The organism is Streptomyces sp. NPDC017246 (assembly GCF_044331325.1).
Taxonomy (GTDB): domain Bacteria; phylum Actinomycetota; class Actinomycetes; order Streptomycetales; family Streptomycetaceae; genus Streptomyces.
In genome coordinates, this window is record NZ_JBIRMW010000008.1 from 43,212 (window position 1) to 64,722 (window position 21,511).

The window sequence follows — 21,511 nt, forward strand, 5'->3', positions numbered from 1 at the left end:
CAGCGGGCCCCACCCCAGGACAAGCTGATGTAGGAAGTCGGGGGATCGACTCGGAATCGGGAGTACGTCAGTGAGCGCCATGCCTCTTGCCCTGCTGCTGACCACGGCCGCTGCCACGGCCGTGGGCGCTGCTGCCCTGCACGCCGTCCACGGTCTCCGCAAGCAGGTCTCCGCCCTGCGGAGCGAGCTGGCGGCCGGACACGGCGTGACGGTCCCCGCGGCCCGCGCCACGCCGGCCGCCGAGATACGGGCCGCGGTCGCGGAAGCGCTCGCCGAGGAGCGCGAGCGCGAGCTCGCCGAGGCGCGGGCCTTCTGGGCCGCGCAGGAGGCCCGGGACGCGGCCGACGCGCCGTCCCTGCTCGGCGGTCTCGGCGGCCCGGTCGACGACGGCACCTTCTTCGTCCCGCGCCAGGCCGACTTCGTGGGCCTGGAGGCGATGGCCCTGGAGGCCATGGAGGCGGAGGCCGCCTCGCTCGACGGTGCCGACCCGCTGGACGCCTTCGACGCCCTGGAGGAGTACCCGGAGGACTCGGCCGAGCTGGCCGCGGCCCGCCGCCGGCACCCCTCGCACCCGGACTTCGTGCCGGTGCAGACCCCCGTCGTCACCGACCACGAGCGGACGGTGGCCCGCCTGGAGGAGCTCGCGGACACCCGCACGGCGCTGACCGATGTGCGTCCGGGCCCGCTCGGCACGCTCGACGTGTACGTCTTCGCGGACGGCACGACGCTCTGTATGACCCCGGGACACCGCGAGACCGCGGAACGCCTCGCGGAGGCCCTGCGCTCCGGCCGTACGCCGGTGCTGCTCGGCGGCTCGGGCGTCTCGGGCGCCTTCGCCCTCACCTTCTCGTACGGCGAGTCCGACGAGGAGAACGTCTACATCCTGGCGGACCGCGTCATCGCGTCCCTGTAAGCCCGCAAGCCCGTCAGCACGCCCGGCGCTCCCGGGGCCCGCTTCTCCGCAAGCACGCCCCGGCGCTCCCCGGCCGCTCGCCCGTCGGCCCGCCGCGGCGCTCCCCGGCCCCTAGAGCCCCGAGCGCTCCGCCGCCTCACGTACCAGAACCACGGCCTCTGCCAGTTCCCCCTCGCGGGAGTCGGCCGGGGCCGTTCGCAGGATCTCGGCCAGATCGTTCCCGGCGACGACCAGCTGGTCGGCCACGGCGAAGACCCCCGCGTCCGGCATGGTCCTCGGCTCCCGCTCCGGGTCCTCGGCGCGCTGCGCGCGGAGCGCGAGCTCGCGGGCGAGGGCGAGCCCCTCGGCCGCCGCACCGCGCTGGAGGCGGCTCTGCGGGGCGGCCCGCAGCCGGTCGGCGAGGCGTTCGACGGCGGCGGTCAGTTCACTCGTATCGCGCACCCCGTGACCCTACGCGCCGTCCCCGGCCCCTTGCCAACGGGCGAAGGCTTCGGCACGGTGACGGGAAGGAGTACGAGGAGCACACGGTACGAAGCGTCCGGAGGCGCCGATGTCCCAGATTTTCTCCGAAGAGACCCACCGCAACATGCTGGCCCGGATCCCGCGCCGCACCGGTCGTGAGATCGCCGACTGGATGCGCACCGTCGAGGAGGGGCCGTCCCTCCTCCGCTTCGAGGAGCGGGTCAGCTGGCTCCGCGGGGCGCACGACCTGGCGTACGGCCACGCGAAGGCGATCCTGCACGAGTACGACCTGCGACGGGCGGCCCGGAGACTGCTCTGAGCCCCGGGCCCGCCGCGACCCGGGAACGCGGAAGGGCCCGCCCGGCGTGATGCCGGACGGGCCCCTCCCCCGAGTCGTGACGCGTCAGTCGTCGCCCTGCAGGATCGACAGCAGACGCAGCATCTCCAGGTAGATCCACACCAGGGTCATGGTGAGACCGAAGGCGGCCAGCCAGGCCTCCTCGCGGGGCGCGCCGTAGGTCACGCCGTCCTCGACCTGCTTGAAGTCGAGGGCGAGGAAGCAGGCGCCCAGGATGATGCCGATGACACCGAAGAGGATGCCGAGGCCACCGCTGCGGAAGCCGAGGCCGTCACCGCCCGCGAAGACCGCGAACAGCAGGTTGGTCACCATGAGGAGCATGAAGCCCATCGCGGCGGCCATCACGAAGCCGTAGAAGCGGCGGTTGACCCGGATCCAGCCCATCTTGTAGGCGATCAGGACGCCGGCGAAGACCGCCATCGTGCCCAGGACCGCCTGGATGACCACGCCGTCGGCGATGTACGTCGAGACGGCGGCGGAGATCACTCCGAGGAAGACACCCTCGAAGGCCGCGTAGCTCAGGATCAGCGCGGGCGAGGGCTTGCGCTTGAAGGACTGCACGAGCGACAGGACCAGGGCGACCAGGGCGGCGCCGATGGCGATGCCGTAGGACTTGCCCAGGTTCGCCGGGTCGACGGGCAGCAGGAGCCAGGCCAGGACGGCGGTGAGAACGACCGTGCCGAGCGTCATGGCCGTACGGCTCACGACGTCGTCGATGGTCATCACATTGCCGCGGGCCTGCTGCGGGGCGCCGAGCTGCGTGTCCTGCGGGGCGTACGGGTTGGTCGCGTACGGGTTCGTCGCGCTCTCGGCATACGGGTTGCCGGTGGCGTACGGGTTGCCTCCGACGGCGGGGCCCCCGGCCTGCGGCTGCTGGCCGTTGAAGCCCGCGGTGCCGTTGTCGCGGCTGAACCCCCGTCGCGAGAAGACCGGGTTACTGCTCCTCATCTCACTCCTCCATGGCGTGCCGCATGCGCGCGGCCTCGCGTCAAGAGTAATGCGTAGGCAAAAGAAACTCTCTAGTGCTCGGGGAGGATCTTTTCCCGCAAGTTCTCGATCTTCGCGCGGGGGTCCGGCGCGGAGAGGGGCTTCGCCGGGCCGCAGGCGTCACGCCTGGGGCCCGGTGGTGCCCGGAACCGGACTCGAACCGGTACGGCCCGAAGGCCAGCGAGGTTTAAGCTCGCCGTGTCTGCATTCCACCATCCGGGCGTCGCGAAGCTCCGCGTTGGCACATGAGCCTATCGGGACGCTTCCCTCGTTCAGCGGAACACCGCCCCGATGTTGTCTTATTTTATTGACGCCTGAGGGTGCGTCAGTGCAGGTGGGGGCCCTTTTCACCGAACTGTGACAGGGGTCGCAGGCGCAAAGCCGCACCCCCTGGAATGACGAAAAGTCGCCGCACTTCTGTCACGTCGGCGTGAAGCCGTCCCTCAGGGGCGCCGTCATACCTCAGGAGGAGAGTCCGGGCCCCCGGTCCGACTCGAGGCTGCCCCGGGAACGGGCATGTGGGCGGACGACCCGAGCCATAACGCTCGACACGATGGAGGGGTTCCCGCAGAAGCCCCGCAGTGACAGGAGTCCCTCGTGACCACCACCCCCACCGTGTCCCGCGCCACCGCGGTGGCCGCCCGCGCCACGGACCTCTCCAAGGTCTACGGCCACGGCGAGACCCAGGTGGTCGCCCTCGACCACGTCACCGTGGACTTCCGCCAGGGCGAGTTCACCGCGATCATGGGCCCCTCCGGCTCCGGCAAGTCGACGCTCATGCACTGCGTCGCCGGCCTCGACTCCTTCTCCTCCGGCTCGGTCCGGATCGGCGAGACGGAGCTCTCCACCCTGAAGGACAAGCAGCTCACCCAGCTCCGCCGCGACAAGATCGGCTTCATCTTCCAGGCCTTCAACCTGCTGCCGACGCTGACGGCCCTGGAGAACATCACGCTCCCGATGGACATCGCCGGCCGCAAGCCCGACAAGCAGTGGGTCCAGCAGGTCATCGACATGCTCGGGATCTCCGCCCGGCTCAGCCACCGCCCCACCGAGCTCTCCGGCGGCCAGCAGCAGCGCGTGGCCGTGGCCCGCGCCCTCGCCTCCCGCCCCGAGATCATCTTCGGTGACGAGCCGACCGGAAACCTGGACTCCCGCTCCGGCGCCGAGGTCCTCGGCTTCCTGCGCAACTCCGTGCGGGAGCTGGGCCAGACCGTCGTCATGGTCACCCACGACGCGATGGCCGCCTCCTACGCGGACCGCGTGATCTTCCTCGCCGACGGCCGGATCGTCGACGAGATGCTGCACCCGACGGCGGACGGCGTGCTCGACCGCATGAAGGCCTTCGACGCCAAGGGCCGTACGAGCTGACGCCGTAGCGCGACCTCCGACCCTCCGTCCGCCCCACCTCCTCCAGGACACACCCATGTTCCGTACCGCCCTGCGCAACGTCCTCGCGCACAAGGCGAGACTGCTGATGACCGTCCTCGCCGTGATGCTCGGCGTGGCCTTCGTCTCCGGCACCCTCGTCTTCACCGACACCCTCTCCAACGCCTTCCGCAGCCAGTCGGCGAAGAGCTACGACGACGTCGCCGTCGCCGTCGAGATGTACCCGTCCGCCGAGGAGGCCCGGAAGACCCCCGGCCTCTCCCAGCAGGTCGTCGACAAGGTCGCGAAGCTCGACGGGGTCGCCTCCGTCGCACCCCGCGTCGACGGCTTCGCCGGTGTCCCGGACAAGGACGGCAAGCTGATCGGCGTCGGCTGGTCCAACAAGGGCACCAACTTCGCCCCCGGCAAGGACGGCAAGGACCGCGCGTACACCTTCACCGCCGGCAACGGCCCGGCCTCGGCCGGGCAGATCGCCCTCGACAAGGACACCGCGGACAAGGGCGGCTACAAGGTCGGCGACACCGTCCGCGTCGCCACCAACGCCCCGGTGAAGGAGTACGAGCTCTCCGGCGTCTTCACCACCGAGGACGGCGCCGTCAACGCCGGCGGCAGCCTGGTCGTCTTCGACACCGCCGTCGCGCAGAAGCTCTACCTCAAGCCCGGGTTCTTCCAGAACCTGACCGTCACCGCCGGCCCCGGCGCCGACGCCGACAAGCTCCGCGACGAGGTCATCGGGGTCGTCCCGAAGTCCGCCACCGCGCAGACCGGCGCCGACCTCGCCGAGCAGCAGGCCAAGGACATCGAGCAGGGCCTCGGCGCGCTCAACCAGGTCCTGCTCGGCTTCGCGGGCATCGCGCTCTTCGTCGGCATCTTCCTGATCTCCAACACCTTCACCATGCTGGTCGCGCAGCGCACCAAGGAACTGGCGCTGATGCGCGCCGTCGGCGCCTCGCGCAAGCAGATCACCCGCTCCGTCCTCGCCGAGGCCGGTCTGGTCGGCCTGCTCGCCTCGGCGGTCGGCTACGTGCTCGGCATCGGCCTGGCCGTCGGACTCCGCTCGGCCATGAACGCCTTCGACCTGAAGATCCCGGCCGGCGACCTCGTCCTCGAAGGCACCCCGGTCCTCATCGCCTTCACCGTCGGCGTCCTGATCACGATGCTCGCCGCCTGGCTGCCCGGCCGCCGCGCCGCGAAGATCCCGCCCGTCGCCGCCATGAGCAGCGTCCACGCCACCCAGAGCACCAAGTCGCTCGTCGTGCGGAACTCCATCGGTGCCGCGCTCACCGCGCTCGGCGCGGTGCTCATCGTCCTCGGCGCCGGCCAGGGCGGCGACGACGGCCGGATGCTCATCGCGGGCGGCGCGTTCCTCACCCTCATCGGTGTGATCGTGCTGATCCCGTTCCTGTCCCGGCCCGTGATCGCCGTCATCCGCCCCTTCTTCGTGAAGACCTTCGGGGTCTCCGGCAAGCTCGCCGGACTGAACGCGGTCCGCAACCCGCGCCGTACCGGCGCCACCGCCTCCGCGCTCGCCATCGGTCTGACCCTGGTCACCGGCCTCTCGGTGCTCGGCGCCACGGTCGGCGCGGCCCTGGACAAGATGACGACGGACCAGATCAAGGCCGACTACATGGTCTCGATGGCCAGCGGCACCAGCCTCAGCAAGGAGGCCCTGACGGCTCTGGAGAAGGCCCCGGGCGTCACGGCGGTCTCCCCGCAGCAGTCCGGCGCCTTCGAGCTCAAGGGCTCGTACGTCTCGGCCTCCGGTGTCACCCCCGGCGACATCGAGAAGGTTCTCAAGATCACCGTCGTCGACGGCTCGATGTCCTCGCTGGGCGAGGGCAGGATCGCCGTCGACGACAAGACCGCCGCGAAGCGCGGTCTGAAGGTCGGCGACACCGTCCCCGTCGAGTGGCTCGACAAGCAGAAGGGGAAGCTGACCGTCGGCGCGGTCTACGAGGGCAGCGAGTTCGTCTCGCCGGTCCTGATCGACACGAAGCTGATCGACGCGCACGACGAGCAGGCCGGCATCCAGCAGATCTTCGTCTCGACGGAGGGCGGGCCGAGCGCGGCCCACGAGAAGGCCCTGTCGAAGGCCATGGGCGACAACCCGGCGATCACGGTGATGGACCAGAAGGACATCCGTGATCTCTTCGGCGGCCAGATCAACATGCTCCTGAACATCGTCTACGGTCTGCTCGCGATGGCCCTGGTGATCGCGGTCCTCGGTGTCGTCAACACCCTGGCGATGTCGGTCTTCGAGCGTCAGCAGGAGATCGGCATGCTGCGGGCGATCGGTCTCGACCGGCGCCGGGTGAAGCGGATGGTCCGTCTGGAGGCCGTGGTCATCTCGGTGTTCGGCGCGGTCGTCGGCATCGGCCTCGGCTCGTTCCTCGGCTGGGCGATCGGCGAGACCTTCAAGAGCAGCCTGCCGGGCTACTCCCTGGTCCTGCCCTGGGACCGGATCGGGATCTTCCTGGTCCTGGCCGCCCTGGTCGGCGTCCTCGCCTCCCTGTGGCCGGCCCGGAGCGCGGCGAAGCTGAACATGCTCGCCGCCATCAAGGCCGAGTAGTACTCCCGGCAAGCGGAAAGGGCCGGTCCCCCACCCCGGGGGACCGGCCCTTCGGCGTACGTCAGTCCGTCCGCTCGTTCCAGACGCGCGGCCGCAGCGCCGTGCCGCTCTTCCCCGACACCGGGGTCCTCACGGCGAGGAACTGGTTCACGCCGATCCGGTTGCGCTCGAAGGAGACGGCGGAGGCCGCCATGTAGAGCCGCCAGATCCTCGCCCGGCCGGGCGAGGTGAGCCGGACGGCCCGGTCCCAGTCCCGCTCCAGGTTGGCCACCCAGCGGCGCAGGGTGAGGGCGTAGTGCTCGCGGATCGCCTCGACGTCCCTGACCTCGAAGCCGGCGTCCTCCAGGGTGCTCAGCGTCCGGCCCATCGGGGCGAGTTCGCCGTCGGGGAAGACATAGGCGTCGATGAAGGGGTCGACCTCGTACGCCTCCTCGTCGGGCTCGGGCCGCCGGGAGATCTGGTGGTTGAGGAGCCGTCCGCCGGGCTTGAGGAGCCCGTACAGGATGTCGGCGTACTCCCGGTACCGGACGGCGCCGACGTGCTCGGCCATGCCGATCGAGGAGATCGCGTCGTACGGGCCGTCCGAGACGTCCCGGTAGTCCTGGACGCGGATCTCGATCAGGTCGGTCAGGCCCTCGTCGGCGATCCGCTTGCGGGCGTACGCGGCCTGCTCGCGGGAGAGGGTGATGCCGACGACCCGGGCCCCGTACTCGCGGGCCGCGTGGAGGGCCATGGAGCCCCATCCGCAGCCCACGTCGAGGAGCCGGTCGCCCTCCTTCAGGTTCAGCTTGCGGGCGATGAGGTCCAGCTTGTCGCGCTGGGCGTCCTCCAGGGTGGCGTCGGGGCCCTCGGAAGCCCAGTACGCGCACGAGTAGACCATCGACGGGCCGAGGACCAGCTCGTAGAAGTCGTTGCCCACGTCGTAGTGGTGACTGATCGCCTGCTTGTCGCGGCGCCGGGTGTGCCGGCCGCCGCTGCGGCCGCGCATCTCCTCGGCCGGCGGCTGCGGCGGCGGCAGCGGACCGGCGATCCGCAGCAGGGCGGCCGCGGCGGCGCGCAGCCTCGGGTCGCGCGCGGCGGCGAGCAGACCGCCGCTGTCCTGGTCCCGCTCCCAGAGCAGGCCCGAGATGGCGTCCAGGAGCTCGTACAGGTCTCCCTCGACATCGAGGTCCCCGGCCACCCAGGCGCGGGCCAGGCCCAGTTCGCCGGGCTTCCAGATCATCCTCCGCAGGGCGCGGCGGTCGCGGACGATCAGGACGGGGCCCGAAGGGCTCACGCCAGGGGACGCGGCCTCACTGCCGTCCCAGGCTCGCAGTCGGACCGGGAGCGGTCCGCCGAGGAGCTCCTCGGCGAGGGTCAGCAGCCGCGACGCGGCGTCGGCCATGGTGCACACCTCCGTGATCTCGTGCCCCAGAAATGCTCGTCACCAAGGGAACACCGTCCGTAGGCGTTTACAGTCCCGGCACAGCGCAATCAGTCGGCAAAACACGCGAAGGGCCGTCCGCACCACGGATGGCGGACGGCCCTTTTACGGCCTTGCGTGTACTGCGGGTACTGCGGGTACTGCGGGTACTGCGGGTACTGCTTAGGAGGCCTTGGCCTTCTCCTGCGCCGGGGCGGCCGGCGCGGGGGCGGGCTTGGCCGCCTCGTAGAACTCCTCGCGCGGCGTCTCCATGGCACCCAGGGAGACGACCTCGCGCTTGAGGAACATCGCGAGGGTCCAGTCGGCGAAGACGCGGATCTTGCGGTTCCAGGTCGGCATCGCCATGCCGTGGTAGCCACGGTGCATGTACCAGGCGAGACGGCCCTTGAGCTTGATCTTCACCTTGCCCATGACGATCATCGCGACGCCCTTGTGCAGACCGAGGCCGGCCACGGCGCCCTTGTTGGCGTGGCTGTACTCCTTCTGCGGGAAGCCGCGCATCCCGGCCACCACGTTGTCGCCGAGGACCTTGGCCTGGCGCAGCGCGTGCTGGGCGTTCGGCGGGCACCAGGCGTTCGGGTTGCCGGCCTTGCGGCCGACCATGTCCGGGACCTGGGCGTTGTCGCCCGCGGCCCAGGCGTAGTCGAGGCCGTTGATCTGGAGCTTCTCGTTGCAGTCCACGTGGCCGCGGGGGCCGAGCGGCAGACCGAAGCGGGAGAGCGCCGGGTTCGGCTTCACGCCGGCGGTCCACACGATCGTGTTGGAGTCGACCTCGAGGCCGTTCTTCAGCACGACGTGGCCGTCGACGCAGGAGTCCATGGAGGTCTCGAGGTAGATCTCGATCCCGCGGCTCTCCAGGTGCTCCTTGCCGTACTGGCCGAGCTTGGGGCCGACCTCGGGAAGGATCTTGTCGGCCGCGTCGACCAGGACGAAGCGCATGTCCTCGCGCGACACGTTCTGGTAGTACTTCGCGGCGTCGCGGGCCAGGTCCTCGACCTCGCCGATGGTCTCCGCGCCGGCGAAGCCGCCGCCCACGAAGACGAAGGTCAGCGCCTTGCGGCGGACCTCCTCGTCGGTGGTCGAGTCGGCCTTGTCGAGCTGCTCGAGGACGTGGTTGCGCAGGCCGATGGCCTCCTCGATGCCCTTCATACCGATGCCCTGCTCGGCGAGGCCGGGGATCGGGAAGGTACGGGAGACGGCGCCCATCGCGATGACCAGGTAGTCGAAGGGCAGCTCGTACGCCTCGCCGACGAGCGGCGCGATCGTGGCGACCTTGCGGTCCTGGTCGATGGTGGTGACCCGGCCGGTGAGCACCTCGGCTCCGCGGACGACGCGTCGCAGCGGGACGACGACGTGGCGCGGCGAGATGCTGCCGGCGGCGGCTTCGGGGAGGAAGGGCTGGTAGGTCATGTACGACCGCGGGTCGACGACCGTGACGGTCGCCTCCGCGTAGCGCATCTTCTTGAGGATGCGCCGAGCTGCGTACAGGCCTACGTACCCGCCGCCTACTACGAGGATCCTGGGACGCTCCGTGGTGCTCATGCCATCGAGTATCCACCCCGTCAGAGGGGGGTGCTCGTGCGCCCCTTCACAAGGTCTCCGGGCACCTCTGCTACACTCCGCCGCCCACGTGATCCATGTCATGGTGCTGCAAAGGAACCGGGATGCAAGGGCGAACGTTGTTCACCCCTTGTGAACTGGCCAGGAGAGCCCCCGTTAACGCTGAACCACGGGACCCGTTCACACGATGGAAACATCGAGCGATTCACCCCCCGCACCTGCGAAAGGGCCCCGGCGCACCCCCCGAAGGGCCTAAAGGCCCCCTTCGGGCGCCACCAGGGCCCTTTTCCTTGTGAAGAACTTCACGAACTTTCCCGGCGGCACGTCGTCAGGAGGCTCGATAGGTGCCCGCTATGCCACGGATAGGGCGATCCCATCGAGGATGTCGTGCTCGCTGACGACGACCTCGTGGGCTCCGACCCGCTCGACGATCTCGCGCAGGACGAGTGCTCCGGCGATGATCACGTCGATCCGGCCGGGGTGGATGACGGGGATCGCGGCCCGCTCGGCGTGGGTGGAGGCGAGCAGCCGGTCGGTCACCTCGGCGACCTGGGCGGCGGAGATCCGGGCGTGGTGGATCTTCTCGGAGTCGTACTCCGGGAGTCCGAGGGCGATCGCGGCGACCGTGGTGACCGAGCCGGCGAGCCCGACGAGGGTCTCGGCGGTGTCGATCGGCACGGTCTCGGCGGCCAGGTCGAGCGCGGCCCGGACGTCGGCGCGGATCGCGTCGGCCTCCTCCGCGGTCGGCGGGTCGTGCCGGACGTGCCGCTCGGTGAGCCGGACGCAGCCGATGTCGACGGAGCGGGCGGCCTCGACGTCCTTGTTGCCGGTGACGAACTCGGTGGAGCCGCCGCCGATGTCCACGACGAGATAGGTCTGCGTGCCGTGCAGCTCGCCGGTGGCGCCGGTGAAGGAGAACGCGGCCTCCTGGTCGCCGGTGATGACCTCGGGCTCGACGCCGAGGATCTCCACGACCCCGTTCACGAACTCGTCGCGGTTCTCGGCGTCGCGGGAGGCGGAGGTGGCGACGAAGCGGAGCTTCTCGGCGCCCAGCTCCTTGATGACCTCGGCGTACGCGCGGCAGGCGGCGAAGGTCCGCTCCAGGGCCTCGGGGGCGAGGCGGCCCGTCTTGTCGACGCCCTGCCCGAGCCGGACGATGGTCATCCGCCGGTCCAGTTCGACGAGCTCGCCCGTCTCGGGGTGCACGTCGGCGACGAGGAGGCGGATGGAGTTCGTACCGCAGTCGATTCCGGCGACCCGGGTCATTCCGCCGACTCCTTCTCTTCCTTGTCCGCGCAGGGGGTCACGCACGCGCCCTTCGCCCACCACTCGGGCAGCATCGCGAGCGCCTCGTCGCCGAACGGGTTCACGCCGGGGCCCGCGACCAGCGAGTGTCCGACGAGCACGTGCAGGCACTTGACCCGGTCCGGCATGCCGCCGGCGCTGGGGAAGCCCTCCAGGACGTCGATCGCGTCACGACGGGCGATGTAGTCCTCGTGCGCGGACCGGTAGGCGGCGGCGAGCTCGGGGTCCGTGGCGAGCCGGGCCTGCATCTCCTTCATGACCCCGTTGGCCTCCAGGGTTCCGATGGCCGAGGCCGCCCGGGGGCAGGTCAGGTAGTACGTGGTCGGGAACGGCGTGCCGTCGGGAAGACGGGGCGCGGTCTCGACGACGTCCGGCTGCCCGCACGGGCAGCGGTGCGCGATGGCGCGCAGGCCGCGGGGCGGCCGGCCGAGCTGCAGCTCGAAGGCGGCGATGTCCGTCGCGGTGGGCTCGGTGCGTTCGGTCTGCGGAGGGGGCGTTTCCATGTCTGCCTTGTTCGTGTGTCGCGTACGAGGGGGAGGTCAGGGGCGGTCGGCGTGGTCGACGCCGTCCCAGAGGTTGTCGTACCAGGGGCGGTCCGCCGCGCCCTGGTCGCCGCGGGGCCGTTGCTCCGCGTCGGGGTCGTTCACGGTGAAGCCGCTCTCGCCGGGCAGCAGGTAGTGGAGGTGCTCGCGGGCGAGGCGGCGGACGTAGGCCGGGTCCTGGAGGCGGGCCTTCTCGTCCTTCAGTTCCTCGACCCGGCGGGCGGCCTCGGCGGCCCTGCGTTCCTGCTCGGCGATCTCGCCCTGCTGGGAGACGTAGCTCCGCATGGGGTAGGCGAGCGCCACGACGAGGGAGCAGACGACCAGGGCGAGGAAGGCCGCGCGGCCGGTGAGCCGGGAGCGGCGCGCCTGGCGGCGGGTCTGGGAACGGTAGACACGGGCGGCGGTCTGCTCGCCGAGCAGTCTGATCCGGGTCGCGGTGGAGAACCGGTCCCGGTCCTTCGCGGCCATGTCGTGTCGCCTCCCCTGTTCACGCGGACGTCCCCGCACACGGTACGGGACCGAGTGCGGGGACGGACGGAACTACCTGGTGCGACGCTGTCAGCCCTTGAAGCGCGGGAAGGCGCTGCGGCCGGCGTAGACCGCGGCGTCGTCGAGGATCTCCTCGATGCGCAGCAGCTGGTTGTACTTGGCGACGCGGTCCGAGCGGGCCGGGGCGCCGGTCTTGATCTGACCGCAGTTCACGGCGACGGCGAGGTCGGCGATGGTGACGTCCTCGGTCTCGCCGGAGCGGTGGGACATCATGCACTTGAAGCCGTTGCGCTGGGCGAGCTCGACGGCGTCGAGGGTCTCGGTCAGCGAGCCGATCTGGTTGACCTTGACCAGGAGGGCGTTCGCGGTGCCCTCCTCGATGCCGCGGGCCAGACGCTCCGGGTTGGTGACGAAGAGGTCGTCGCCGACGATCTGGACCTTGGCGCCCAGCTTGTCGGTGAGGACCTTCCAGCCCGCCCAGTCGTCCTCGTACAGCGGGTCCTCGATGGAGACCATCGGGTACGCGGAGACGAGCTCCTCGTAGTACTCGGTCATCTCGGCGGCCGAGCGGGACTTGCCCTCGAACTCGTACTTGCCGTCCTTGTAGAACTCGGACGCGGCGACGTCGAGCGCGAGCGCGACGTCGGTGCCCGGGGTGTAGCCGGCCTCCTTGATGGCCTCGAGGATGAGGTCGAGGGCGGCGCGGTTCGACTCCAGGTTCGGGGCGAAGCCGCCCTCGTCGCCGAGGCCGGTGGAGAGGCCCTTGCGCTTCAGCACGCCCTTGAGCGTGTGGTAGATCTCGGCACCCCAGCGAAGGGCCTCGGAGAAGGACTCCGCGCCGATCGGGGCGATCATGAACTCCTGGATGTCGACGTTGGAGTCGGCGTGCGACCCACCGTTGAGGATGTTCATCATCGGAACGGGCAGGAGGTGCGCGTTCGGGCCGCCGAGGTAGCGGAAGAGCGGCAGGTCCGAGGCCTCGGAGGCGGCGTGGGCCACGGCGAGCGAGACGCCGAGGATGGCGTTGGCGCCGAGGGATCCCTTGTTCTCGGTGGCGTCCAGGTCGAACATCGCCTGGTCGATCAGGCGCTGCTCGGTGGCGTCGTAGCCGACGAGCTCCGGGCCGATCTGCTCGATGACGGCGAGGACGGCCTTCTCGACACCCTTGCCCAGGTAGCGGTTGGGGTCACCGTCGCGAAGCTCGATGGCCTCGAACGCACCGGTGGAGGCGCCGGACGGAACAGCAGCACGGCCGGTGCTGCCGTCGTCGAGGCCGACCTCGACCTCGACCGTGGGGTTGCCTCGGGAGTCCAGGATTTCCCGGGCTACGACGACGTCGATGGACGGCACGAGCATCTCCTTTTTGGGATGTGACGCTGGATGTGACGCATGGCCGGTGCAGGGTCGATCGGCCTTGCGACAAGAGCCTAACCGGCTCGGAGGCTCCGGCCAGCCGGGCGCCCGCCCCCTGGGACGAAAAAGGACCCAAGGGCATGCATCTGGGGACGAAGGCCCCCGGAACTACTGGACAGTAACCACAAAGACCCCGGAAATGGGGAACCCCGGCCCGGCGCGCACGGGGGAAGGGCGCGCCGGGTCGGGGTGGTCACCGCGGGAGGGTCGGAGGGGTCGCGCGAGCCGCCGGACTCACGCGATCCGCCGGGCCTACTTCAGGTGAAGCTGCTGGCCCGGGTAGATGAGGTCGGCGTTCTCGACGACGTCCTTGTTCAGCTCGAAGAGCTTGGCCCAGCCGCCCTTGACGCCCTGCGCCTGAGCGATCTTGCTGAGGGTGTCGCCGGCGACGACCTTGTACTCGCCGTCACCCTTCTTGACCTTCTTGCCGGTCGGGGTGGTGACCGTCTTCTTGGCGGCGGCCTTCGGCGCGGCCTGCGGCTGCGCGGCCTTCTTCGGGGCCTGGCGCTGCTCGCTGCGGGTGGTCGGCTGCTCGGCCTTCCGCTCCTGCTGCTGGGGGGCGCTCTGCTGGGGGGCGCTCTCGGCGGCGCCGCCGTCGTAGGAGGCACCGGAGAGACCCACGCCACAGGACGGCCAGGCGCCCTTGCCCTGGCCCGCGAGGACCTTCTCGGCGATGGCGATCTGCTGGGACTTCGACGCCTGGTTGGCGGTCGAGGCGTAGGCGGTGCCGCCGTACGCGGCCCAGGTGGAGGCCGAGAACTGCAGGCCGCCGTAGTAGCCGTTGCCCGTGTTGATGGACCAGTTGCCGCCGGACTCGCACGCGGCGACGGTGTCCCACTCGGAGACCGTGGCGGCCGAGGCGGTGCCCGCTGTCATCAGCGGGGCGGCCACGGCGACACCGGTGACGCCGACGAGCGTGACGACCTGGGTGGCCTTGGAGGGACGGCGGTGTTTGCCCTTACCGGAAAACAGCATGGAGATTCTCCTCACCGACGCCTGTGAGGTGAGCTGTCGGGTTCGGGCCGGAAGAGTTGCCCGGCCGCGTGTCCTAGCACGCGGCTTCACCCCAAGCCGGTCATCGGCCGTCTGTCTCAACGGCCGGGCCCGGCACTTACCTTGGGTCCCCCACTCCTGCCTTCGGCGCTTACGCGACGACTGTTCCCATCGGCCGACGGCAGGATTCGGCGTTTCGGTCGACGGGGCCCGCGGTGGCGAGCGGTGATGACCGTAGACACAGACCCACCGGAAGTTCAAAGAGGCGTATTGCGGAAATATCGCCCCTACTTGCCTTCCGGCGGGGGGTGTTTATGCAGGTGGGAGGTGACGGGAGCAAAGTTTGCGGGCGTGACACGCCAGTTGGGGCGAAGAGACCCATGTCTCACTTGCCCAGAACCGGACATTCAACCCCGAATCACTTCGCCTCGGTCAGCGAACCGTTCGTCAGGTCAAGGCTCTGACCAGGGAGGATGAGGTCCGGGTCGACGCCCACGGTCTTCTTGTTGGCGTCGTAGAGCGCGGTCCAGCCGCCGGGGAGTTCGTTCTGCTGTGCAATGTCGGACAGGCTGTCGCCCGGCTGCACCGTATACGGGTCCGACTTGCCCTGACTGTCCGTTGCGTCCGCATTCTTCGCTTCGTCAGCCACCGGCGTCACGTCGGGGTTTTCCGCGAGGTTGTCCTTGCCCGAGGCATGTCTACCGGATTCGGTAGAGCTGTCCTTCTTGTCGGTTTCCTCCGGAGCGGCGTCACCCCGGTGCTTACCGGTGCCGGGCGTGGCCGACGTCTCGTCACCCTCGGGCGTACCGGGCGTAAGGGACGTATCGGGCGTGCTAGGGGTGGTCGGAACCGTCGGGTCGGACGGGTCCGTCGGCGCGGAGGGACTCACCGGGGCCGTCGGCGAGACGGGGGTGGTGGGCGCGGTCGGCGACGCGGGCGCGGTCGGCGAGACCGGCCCCTTGGCCTTCCCGGCGGCCTCGTCGGCCTCTGTGGGGCTCTTGGAGGCCTCGGAGACGCCCGTGTTCCAGCTCGACTCGGGGACGGGGACCGCGGGGGTCGTGGGGACGGAGGTCGGACCCGGGTCCACCCCGGTGCCCTTCCCGTCGTTCTTCAGGCCGGCGATCGGCGCACAGGTGGCCCACTCGGTGCTGCCCTTGGCGAAGGCCTTCTCGGCCACCGCGATCTGCTGGGCGCGGCTGGCCAGGTCGGCGCTGGGCGCGTAGGCGAGGCCGCCGTTGCGCTCCCAGCTGTCCTGGGTGAACTGGAGCCCGCCGTACATGCCGTTGCCGAAGTTGGCGCTCCACTGACCGCCTGACTCGCATTCGGCGACGCGGTCCCACGTGGCCGCGTCGGCGGCGGACGCGGATCCGGTGGCGAGCAGAGGCAGCGCCATGGCGGATCCGGTCACGCCCGCGGCGACGACGATGGCGGGGGCCTGACGGGGGCGACGGTGTCGTCCGTTCCCGGAACGCATAGGAGCGCCTTTCGCGTGGCGGCTGAGACTGCGGCGAAACGTAGCCGCATTCGAACACTCATCACAAGTCGATGGACCCACGATCACGCGAAGATCACATTTCTGATGAGCCGTCAGCTCAAGAGATCCTCAACGGAGCCGTACGGAAGGGGTGAACTCCACCGGAAGCGTGCGCAATCCACGCATGATGAGCCCTCCGCGCCACCGCAGTTCGGCCGGATCGGCGGCAAGTCGCAGGTCCGGCAGACGAGTCAGCAGGGTGGCCAGCGCGGTCTGCCCTTCGAGGCGCGCGAGCGGTGCGCCCAGGCAGTAGTGGATGCCGTGTCCGTACCCGAGGTGCTGGTTGTCGCGCCGGGCGAGATCGAGGGTGTCGGGCCCCTCGAACCGCTCCGGGTCGCGGTCGGCGGCGGCGAGGACCACGAGCACCGGGTCGCCCGCCGGGATGTCCTGCCCGCCGATGGCCAGCGGCTGCGTCGCGTACCGCCAGGTGGCCATCTCCACGGGCCCGTCGTACCGCAGCAGCTCCTCGATGCCGGTCTCCAGGAGCCCGCTCTCCCCCGCCGCGACCGAGTCCTGGAGCCGCTCGCGCTGCTCGGGGTGGCGCAGGAGCTGGTACATCCCGTTGCCGATGAGGTTGACGGTGGTCTCGAAGCCGGCGAAGAGAAGGATGAAGGCCATGGCGGCGGCCTCGTTCTCGGTGAGGTGCTCGCCGTGGTCGGAGGCCTTGATCAGTCCCGAGATCAGGTCGTCCCCGGGCTCCTCGCGCTTGCGGTGGATCAGCTCGGCGAGATAGCCGCGCATCTTCTTCACCGACCGCGCGACCCCGCCGCGCGGCCCGCCGCCGTGCCGGATCATCATCCCGGCCCAGTCGCGGAAGTCGTCCTGGTCCTCCTCGGGCACGCCGAGCAGGTCGCAGATGGCGTAGATGGGGAGCGGGAACGCGAACTCGTGGATGAGGTCCGCGCTCCCCTTCTCCACGAAGGAGTCGATGAGCCGGTCGGTCAACTCCTGTACGCGCGGGGCGAACTCGGCGACCCGGCGCGGGGTGAAGGCCTTCGAGACGAGCCGGCGCAGCCGGGTGTGGTCCGGCGGGTCGATGTTGAGCAGGTGGGTCATCAGCTCGGCCTTGCGCTCGCCCGGAATGCCCGTCTTGCCCTTGGCGTGCGGGGACTCGGCGTGGTGCGCCGGGTTCTTGGAGAGCCGCTGGTCGGCCAGGGCCTGCCGGGCGTCCCCGTACCGCGTCACGAGCCAGGCCTCGACGCCGCTGGGCAGGGTCGTCCGGCGCACGGGCGCGTGCTCCCGGAGCCAGGCGTACGCGGGGTACGGATCGGCGGCGAACTCCCAGGTGAAGAGCTCGGGCGCGGGCTCGGGCGCGGGGCCCGGAAGCGGCTCGGACGCGGGGTCGGAAGCGGCGCCCGACGCGGGCTCGGAAGGGGGTTCGGAGGCGGGGCAGGTGCCGGGGGTGGTGCTCACCCCCCGACCGTACAGGGCGGCCCGGAAGCCGAGTTATGTGGAGATCCTGTGATCGTGGAGGGGGGCCGTGCCCTAGATTCTTGTCGGTGGATCCTCAGATGCTCAGAAGCACGTTCGCGGTCGTCGAAAGACGGGCCGAACACGCCGTCACCTTCTTCTACTCGCATCTTTTCTGGAACAACCCCGCCATGCGCGAACTGTTCCCCGAGGACATGCGGCCCCAGCGGGACCGGCTCTTCGCCGCGCTCACCCATGTGGTCACCCATGTGGAGGACCCGGGGCTCGCGGAGTACCTGGGCCGGCTCGGCCGCGACCACCGCAAGTTCCTCGCCTCCCCCGCGCTCTACGCCGCCGTCGGGGCGAGCCTCCTCGCCGCCTTCGCGCACGCCGCCGGGGCCGCCTGGACGCTGGAGGCCGAGAAGGCCTGGACCGAGGCGTACGGCCATGTCGCCGACCTCATGCTGGCGGGCGCCGAGGAGGCCGTCCGGGACGGGGAGCCGGCCTGGTGGGACGCGGACGTCGTCCGCCACGAGCGGTACGGCGAGGATCTGGCCGTCCTCACCCTGCGGCCCCGGCAGCCCCTCCCCTTCCTCCCCGGGCAGTACGTCAGCGTCAGCTCGCTGCGCGTCCCGCGTGTCTGGCGCACCTACTCCCTCGCCGACGCGCCCCGCCCGGACGGCACGGTCGAACTGCACGTGAGCCGGATCCCGGGCGGCGCGATGAGCACGGCGCTCGTCGACGAGACGGGCCCGGGCGAGACCCTGCGGCTCAGCTCCCCCGGCGGCGTCCTCACGGCGCGGACGGAGCCGGGCGGACTTCGTGCCTACATATGCGCCGGTACGGGCTGGGCGCCGGTGCGGGCCCTCCTCGCCGAGGCGGCGGAGGCCGAGCCTGAACTGAAGGGCCGGCTCTTCGTCGTGGCGCGCTCCAAGGAGTACCTGTACGGGCGGCGGGACGCCGAGGAGCTGAAGGAACGTCTCGGGGGGCTCAGCGTCACCTACATCACCTCCGCGCCCGGCCATCGCAAGGACCAGGCGACCGAGCGGCTCCTGCAGGCGCTGCGGGCCTGCGTCCACTGGGCCTCGCACGACGTCTACCTCGCCGGACCGCCGGGCTTCCTGACGGAGGTCGCCGAGGCGCTCGTGGAACTCGGCACCGATCCGGCCCGCATCCACCACGACATCCTGCCGCCGGTGGGCCGCTTCGCCGTCCGCCCGAACACCGCGGCCGAACGCCTCCTGGGCCCGCCCCCGCCGCTCTGGCACAACCCGGGGGCCCGGGTCCCGCGCGAACGGTAGCCGGGCATCACGCCGGTCAGGCGGGGACGCCCTCCGCCGCGCGGATCGCGTCACGGTACGTCCGGGCCGCCGCGCGCAGTGCGGCCTCCGGGTCCACTCCGGCCGCCTCCGCCCGGACCGCGAGGCCGAGCAGCTCGTACCCGATGTCCTCGCCCGCCGGCAGGTCCACGTCGAGACCCGCCGTCCGCACCCGGCCGCCGAGCTTCGCGGCGAGCGCGAGCCCCGGCTGTCCGAGCGGCACGCCGTCGGTGACGGACTCGCGCTGCTTCTCCACCGCCTTGGTGCGCAGCCAGTGCGCCTTGACCTCTTCCGGGGTCTCGGCGGTGTCGTCGCCGAAGACGTGCGGATGGCGGTGGATCAGCTTCTCGACCAGCGTTCCGGCGACATCGTCCACGGAGAACGGCTCCTCCGGGTCCTCCTCGGCGATCCGGGCGTGGAAGACGACCTGGAGGAGGACGTCCCCGAGCTCCTCGCGCAGCGCCTCCCGGTCACCGTCCTCGATCGCCTCGACGAGTTCGTACGCCTCCTCGACGCCGAACTTCACCAGCGCCTCGTGGGTCTGCTTCGAGGACCACGGGCACTCGCGCCGGATGCGGTCCATGATCTGCACGACGTCGAGGAGCCGGGCTCCGGGCAGGTCGTACGAGCCGGGCAGCAGCTCCAGGTCGGGCATGGCGAAGCGGCCCGAGCCGGCGAGCCGGGCGAGACCGTCGGTCAGCGCCCGGTCGCCCTCCCCGGAGGGCAGCAGCAGAACGGTCCGGTCCCCCGCGCAGGCCTCGACGAGCTCCTCGGCGGTGGGCCGGAGGTGCTCGACGGCGACCCCGGCCTCCCGCAGGTACGGCAGCTGGGGGTGGTGCTCGTCGGGGCAGAGCACCCGGTCCGCGGAGCGCAGCGCCTGCCAGGCGGGCCAGGACAGCAGTCCGGGCGCCACACGGTGGCTGGCGGTGAGCAGAACGATGCGGCCGGGGCTCTCAGAAGTCACCCCTTGAACTTACTCCGCCCCACGCACCGGCCGGGACGGGGCCGGTGCCCGGTGGGACGGGGCCGGGCGGCGCCCGGTGCGGGTCAGGCGACGCCCGGGACGGCCCCCGGGTCCTGGGTGAGCTGGCGGAGCCAGGGCGCGTCGCTGTTGGCGAGGCGGACCTGGGCGTCGTCCCAGGCGCCGTAGCGCGGGTTCACGTCGATGGCGAGGGCCTTGGAGGCGGCGGAGAAGACCTCCGTCAGCTTCTTCTGGCCCTCGGGGGTGTCCGTGACACCGAGCTTGGCGGCGATCTTGTTCATGAGGACGTTGCGGCGGACGACGTCGTCGATCTCGCCGGGGGCCACGCCCTGCTCCTGGAGGAGGACGGTGGCGAGCCGGTCCTCGCCGCCGCTCTCGCGGACGAAGGCGGTCCTGGTCTGCTGGAGCTCGCCGCGGGTGGCGGTCACGCCGTTGTCCGCGGCGACCTTGTCGACGACCCGGTCGAAGATCATGACGTTGAGCTTGCGGCGGGGCAGGTCGCCGGTGGCCTGGACGAGCTGGGCGGCCTGCGGGGAACGCTCCTGCGCGGCGCGCACGTCCTTCACCTGTGCCTGAAGGCTGGAGACGTCGATGCGTTCACCGCCGACGACGGCCGCCGCTCCTGGATGGGCGTCACTGCCGCAGGCGGTGAGCAGCGGGGCCGCGGCGAGCAGTGCGGCGGAGACGGTGAGCGCAGTGCGGCGGTGCAAAGGAGCCTCCCGGGCTGGTCGTGCGTCAGTTGAACGACCTTGCGGTGATCGATGGTAGGGAGTCGCCGGGGCCGGAGCCACTACTTCGGTGCGACTGTTTCCCACAACGACTCACCCGTACGCCGGGTGTCGGCCCGTACCAGTCCTGTCCCGGGCCCCTCGGGCGTCCCGCCGTGCGTCCCCTCGTGGGTCTCCTTCACCAGGTAGTGGGGCCGCCGCTTGACCTCGTAGTAGATGCGGCCGACGTACTCGCCGATCAGTCCGACCATCACCATCTGGACGCCGGCGAGGGCGGTGACGGCGACGAGGAGGGTGACGTAGCCGGGAGTGTCGACGCCGTTGACCAGGGCGTCGCCGACGATCCAGGCCGCGTAGCCGAGGGCGACGAGGACCAGCAGGAAGCCGAGGTGGACGGCGGCCCTGAGGGGTTTGTTGTTGAAGGAGAGGAGGCCGTCGAGGCCGTAGTTGAGGAGTTTGCCGAAGGTCCACTTGGAGCGGCCCTGCTCGCGGACCGCGTTCTCGTACGAGAACGTCGTCGTCCGGAATCCGACCCAGGAGAAGAGGCCCTTGGAGAAGCGGTTGTACTCGCCGAGGCCGAGGACCGCGTCGACGGTGCGGCGGGAGAGCAGCCGGAAGTCCCCGACGCCGTCGACGAGCTCGACGTCCACGAGGCGGTTGATCGCCCAGTAGTAGACGCGGGCGGTCAGGGTGCGGGTGACCCGGTCGCCCTCGCGGGTGCGGCGGGCGACGACCTGGTCGTACCCCTCGGCGTGCAGCGCGACCATGCGGTGCACCAGCTCGGGCGGGTGCTGGAGGTCGGCGTCCATGATGACGACGGCGTCGCCCGCGGCGTTGCGGAGGCCGGCCAGCATCGCCGCCTCCTTGCCGAAGTTGCGGCTGAAGGAGACGTACCGGACGTGTCGGGGGTCGCGCGCGGCGAGCTCCTGGAGGAGGGGGAGCGTCCCGTCCCGGCTTCCGTCGTCCACGTAGACGATCTCGAACGCGCCGTCGAGCTTGGCGAGTTCGTCGGTCACGTGGTCGTGGAAACGGGCGAGGACGTCCTCCTCGTTGAAGCACGGGACGACGATCGAGAGCAGCACGCGCCCCACGACAACGGAGCGGGGTGACCCGGCCGGTCCACCGGGATGGCCTTCAG

19 protein-coding genes, 1 tRNA gene and 1 riboswitch are annotated in these 21,511 nt (G+C 70.8%); of the genes, 5 read left to right on the forward strand and 15 right to left on the reverse strand.

Features of this window, described 5'->3' with window-relative positions:
- Window positions 1–79 precede the first annotated feature (79 nt).
- On the forward strand, window positions 80–913 hold the full coding sequence (locus tag ACH4MY_RS19825) for a hypothetical protein (RefSeq protein ID WP_398005299.1): 834 nt from the start codon (window positions 80–82) through the stop codon (window positions 911–913).
- 111 nt (window positions 914–1,024) lie between these two features.
- Here the strand turns inward: ACH4MY_RS19825 and ACH4MY_RS19830 are convergent, their stop codons facing one another.
- Window positions 1,025–1,354 (reverse strand): hypothetical protein, encoded by a 330-nt coding sequence (locus tag ACH4MY_RS19830; protein ID WP_398004738.1) that lies wholly within the window; start codon window positions 1,352–1,354, stop codon window positions 1,025–1,027.
- Between the two features lie 109 nt (window positions 1,355–1,463).
- Here ACH4MY_RS19830 and ACH4MY_RS19835 point away from each other — a divergent pair, with 109 nt between their 5' ends.
- Window positions 1,464–1,694 carry a DUF4287 domain-containing protein gene (locus ACH4MY_RS19835; protein ID WP_189835136.1) on the forward strand — a complete coding sequence of 77 codons (231 nt, stop codon included), beginning with the start codon at window positions 1,464–1,466 and terminating at the stop codon, window positions 1,692–1,694.
- Between the two features lie 84 nt (window positions 1,695–1,778).
- Here the strand turns inward: ACH4MY_RS19835 and ACH4MY_RS19840 are convergent, their stop codons facing one another.
- Together ACH4MY_RS19840 and ACH4MY_RS19845 are read right to left on the reverse strand one after the other, a co-directional pair.
- Entirely contained in the window at window positions 1,779–2,681 is a 903-nt protein-coding gene (locus ACH4MY_RS19840; protein WP_398004741.1) for a Bax inhibitor-1/YccA family protein, read from the reverse strand.
- Between the two features lie 176 nt (window positions 2,682–2,857).
- Window positions 2,858–2,942, reverse strand: a tRNA-Leu gene (locus ACH4MY_RS19845).
- A gap of 375 nt (window positions 2,943–3,317) precedes the next feature.
- Here ACH4MY_RS19845 and ACH4MY_RS19850 point away from each other — a divergent pair.
- A complete protein-coding gene (locus tag ACH4MY_RS19850) occupies window positions 3,318–4,088 on the forward strand; it encodes an ABC transporter ATP-binding protein (RefSeq protein ID WP_398004743.1) in 771 nt (256 codons plus the stop codon).
- A 55-nt stretch (window positions 4,089–4,143) separates the two neighbouring features.
- Entirely contained in the window at window positions 4,144–6,675 is a 2,532-nt protein-coding gene (locus tag ACH4MY_RS19855; protein ID WP_398004745.1) for an ABC transporter permease, read from the forward strand.
- Between the two features lie 61 nt (window positions 6,676–6,736).
- On the opposite strand, the gene ACH4MY_RS19860 is transcribed toward ACH4MY_RS19855, so the two are convergent.
- The 9 genes from ACH4MY_RS19860 to ACH4MY_RS19900 form a co-directional block, all read right to left on the reverse strand.
- Complete coding sequence (locus ACH4MY_RS19860; protein WP_398004747.1) at window positions 6,737–8,059, reverse strand: class I SAM-dependent methyltransferase; 1,323 nt, start codon at window positions 8,057–8,059, stop codon at window positions 6,737–6,739.
- A gap of 201 nt (window positions 8,060–8,260) precedes the next feature.
- Entirely contained in the window at window positions 8,261–9,640 is a 1,380-nt protein-coding gene (locus ACH4MY_RS19865; protein ID WP_030315263.1) for an NAD(P)/FAD-dependent oxidoreductase, read from the reverse strand.
- A gap of 369 nt (window positions 9,641–10,009) precedes the next feature.
- Complete coding sequence (locus tag ACH4MY_RS19870; RefSeq protein WP_398004750.1) at window positions 10,010–10,924, reverse strand: exopolyphosphatase; 915 nt, start codon at window positions 10,922–10,924, stop codon at window positions 10,010–10,012.
- Window positions 10,921–11,466 carry a DUF501 domain-containing protein gene (locus ACH4MY_RS19875; protein ID WP_398004752.1) on the reverse strand — a complete coding sequence of 182 codons (546 nt, stop codon included), beginning with the start codon at window positions 11,464–11,466 and terminating at the stop codon, window positions 10,921–10,923. Before ACH4MY_RS19875 ends, ACH4MY_RS19870 begins: the two co-directional genes overlap by 4 nt.
- A 36-nt stretch (window positions 11,467–11,502) precedes the next feature.
- Complete coding sequence (locus ACH4MY_RS19880) at window positions 11,503–11,973, reverse strand: septum formation initiator family protein (protein WP_398004754.1); 471 nt, start codon at window positions 11,971–11,973, stop codon at window positions 11,503–11,505.
- 90 nt (window positions 11,974–12,063) lie between these two features.
- Window positions 12,064–13,350 carry a phosphopyruvate hydratase gene (gene eno, locus ACH4MY_RS19885; RefSeq protein ID WP_398004756.1) on the reverse strand — a complete coding sequence of 429 codons (1,287 nt, stop codon included), beginning with the start codon at window positions 13,348–13,350 and terminating at the stop codon, window positions 12,064–12,066.
- A 309-nt stretch (window positions 13,351–13,659) separates the two neighbouring features.
- Window positions 13,660–14,382: a transglycosylase family protein gene (locus tag ACH4MY_RS19890; protein WP_398004758.1), complete on the reverse strand. Its 723-nt coding sequence runs from the start codon at window positions 14,380–14,382 to the stop codon at window positions 13,660–13,662.
- 3 nt (window positions 14,383–14,385) lie between these two features.
- Window positions 14,386–14,560: riboswitch (cyclic di-AMP (ydaO/yuaA leader) on the reverse strand.
- A 258-nt stretch (window positions 14,561–14,818) separates the two neighbouring features.
- A complete protein-coding gene (locus ACH4MY_RS19895) occupies window positions 14,819–15,874 on the reverse strand; it encodes a transglycosylase family protein (RefSeq protein WP_398004760.1) in 1,056 nt (351 codons plus the stop codon).
- 129 nt (window positions 15,875–16,003) lie between these two features.
- Window positions 16,004–17,347 (reverse strand): cytochrome P450, encoded by a 1,344-nt coding sequence (locus tag ACH4MY_RS19900; protein WP_398004762.1) that lies wholly within the window; start codon window positions 17,345–17,347, stop codon window positions 16,004–16,006.
- A 98-nt stretch (window positions 17,348–17,445) separates the two neighbouring features.
- On the opposite strand from ACH4MY_RS19900, the gene ACH4MY_RS19905 reads away from it, so the two are divergent.
- On the forward strand, window positions 17,446–18,645 hold the full coding sequence (locus ACH4MY_RS19905) for a globin domain-containing protein (protein WP_398004764.1): 1,200 nt from the start codon (window positions 17,446–17,448) through the stop codon (window positions 18,643–18,645).
- Between the two features lie 16 nt (window positions 18,646–18,661).
- On the opposite strand, the gene ACH4MY_RS19910 is transcribed toward ACH4MY_RS19905, so the two are convergent.
- The 3 genes from ACH4MY_RS19910 to ACH4MY_RS19920 all read right to left on the reverse strand — a co-directional run bounded on the left by ACH4MY_RS19910 (window position 18,662) and on the right by ACH4MY_RS19920 (window position 21,455).
- On the reverse strand, window positions 18,662–19,627 hold the full coding sequence (locus tag ACH4MY_RS19910) for a nucleoside triphosphate pyrophosphohydrolase (RefSeq protein ID WP_398004766.1): 966 nt from the start codon (window positions 19,625–19,627) through the stop codon (window positions 18,662–18,664).
- 83 nt (window positions 19,628–19,710) lie between these two features.
- On the reverse strand, window positions 19,711–20,355 hold the full coding sequence (locus ACH4MY_RS19915; RefSeq protein ID WP_398004768.1) for a SurA N-terminal domain-containing protein: 645 nt from the start codon (window positions 20,353–20,355) through the stop codon (window positions 19,711–19,713).
- Between the two features lie 80 nt (window positions 20,356–20,435).
- A complete protein-coding gene (locus ACH4MY_RS19920) occupies window positions 20,436–21,455 on the reverse strand; it encodes a glycosyltransferase family 2 protein (protein ID WP_398004770.1) in 1,020 nt (339 codons plus the stop codon).
- Between the last annotated feature and the right edge of the window lie 56 nt (window positions 21,456–21,511).

What these genes read in the sequence shown, in the direction of transcription:
- ACH4MY_RS19835 (WP_189835136.1), top strand. Translation starts at nt 1,464, where the DNA reads ATGTCCCAGATTTTCTCCGAAGAGACCCACCGCAACATGCTGGCCCGG.
- ACH4MY_RS19840 (WP_398004741.1), bottom strand. Translation starts at nt 2,681, where the DNA reads ATGAGGAGCAGTAACCCGGTCTTCTCGCGACGGGGGTTCAGCCGCGAC.
- eno (WP_398004756.1), bottom strand. Translation starts at nt 13,350, where the DNA reads ATGCTCGTGCCGTCCATCGACGTCGTCGTAGCCCGGGAAATCCTGGAC.
- ACH4MY_RS19870 (WP_398004750.1), bottom strand. Translation starts at nt 10,924, where the DNA reads ATGACCCGGGTCGCCGGAATCGACTGCGGTACGAACTCCATCCGCCTC.
- ACH4MY_RS19865 (WP_030315263.1), bottom strand. Translation starts at nt 9,640, where the DNA reads ATGAGCACCACGGAGCGTCCCAGGATCCTCGTAGTAGGCGGCGGGTAC.
- ACH4MY_RS19860 (WP_398004747.1), bottom strand. Translation starts at nt 8,059, where the DNA reads ATGGCCGACGCCGCGTCGCGGCTGCTGACCCTCGCCGAGGAGCTCCTC.
- ACH4MY_RS19855 (WP_398004745.1), top strand. Translation starts at nt 4,144, where the DNA reads ATGTTCCGTACCGCCCTGCGCAACGTCCTCGCGCACAAGGCGAGACTG.
- ACH4MY_RS19895 (WP_398004760.1), bottom strand. Translation starts at nt 15,874, where the DNA reads ATGCGTTCCGGGAACGGACGACACCGTCGCCCCCGTCAGGCCCCCGCC.
- ACH4MY_RS19890 (WP_398004758.1), bottom strand. Translation starts at nt 14,382, where the DNA reads ATGCTGTTTTCCGGTAAGGGCAAACACCGCCGTCCCTCCAAGGCCACC.
- ACH4MY_RS19825 (WP_398005299.1), top strand. Translation starts at nt 80, where the DNA reads ATGCCTCTTGCCCTGCTGCTGACCACGGCCGCTGCCACGGCCGTGGGC.
- ACH4MY_RS19875 (WP_398004752.1), bottom strand. Translation starts at nt 11,466, where the DNA reads ATGGAAACGCCCCCTCCGCAGACCGAACGCACCGAGCCCACCGCGACG.
- ACH4MY_RS19905 (WP_398004764.1), top strand. Translation starts at nt 17,446, where the DNA reads ATGCTCAGAAGCACGTTCGCGGTCGTCGAAAGACGGGCCGAACACGCC.
- ACH4MY_RS19880 (WP_398004754.1), bottom strand. Translation starts at nt 11,973, where the DNA reads ATGGCCGCGAAGGACCGGGACCGGTTCTCCACCGCGACCCGGATCAGA.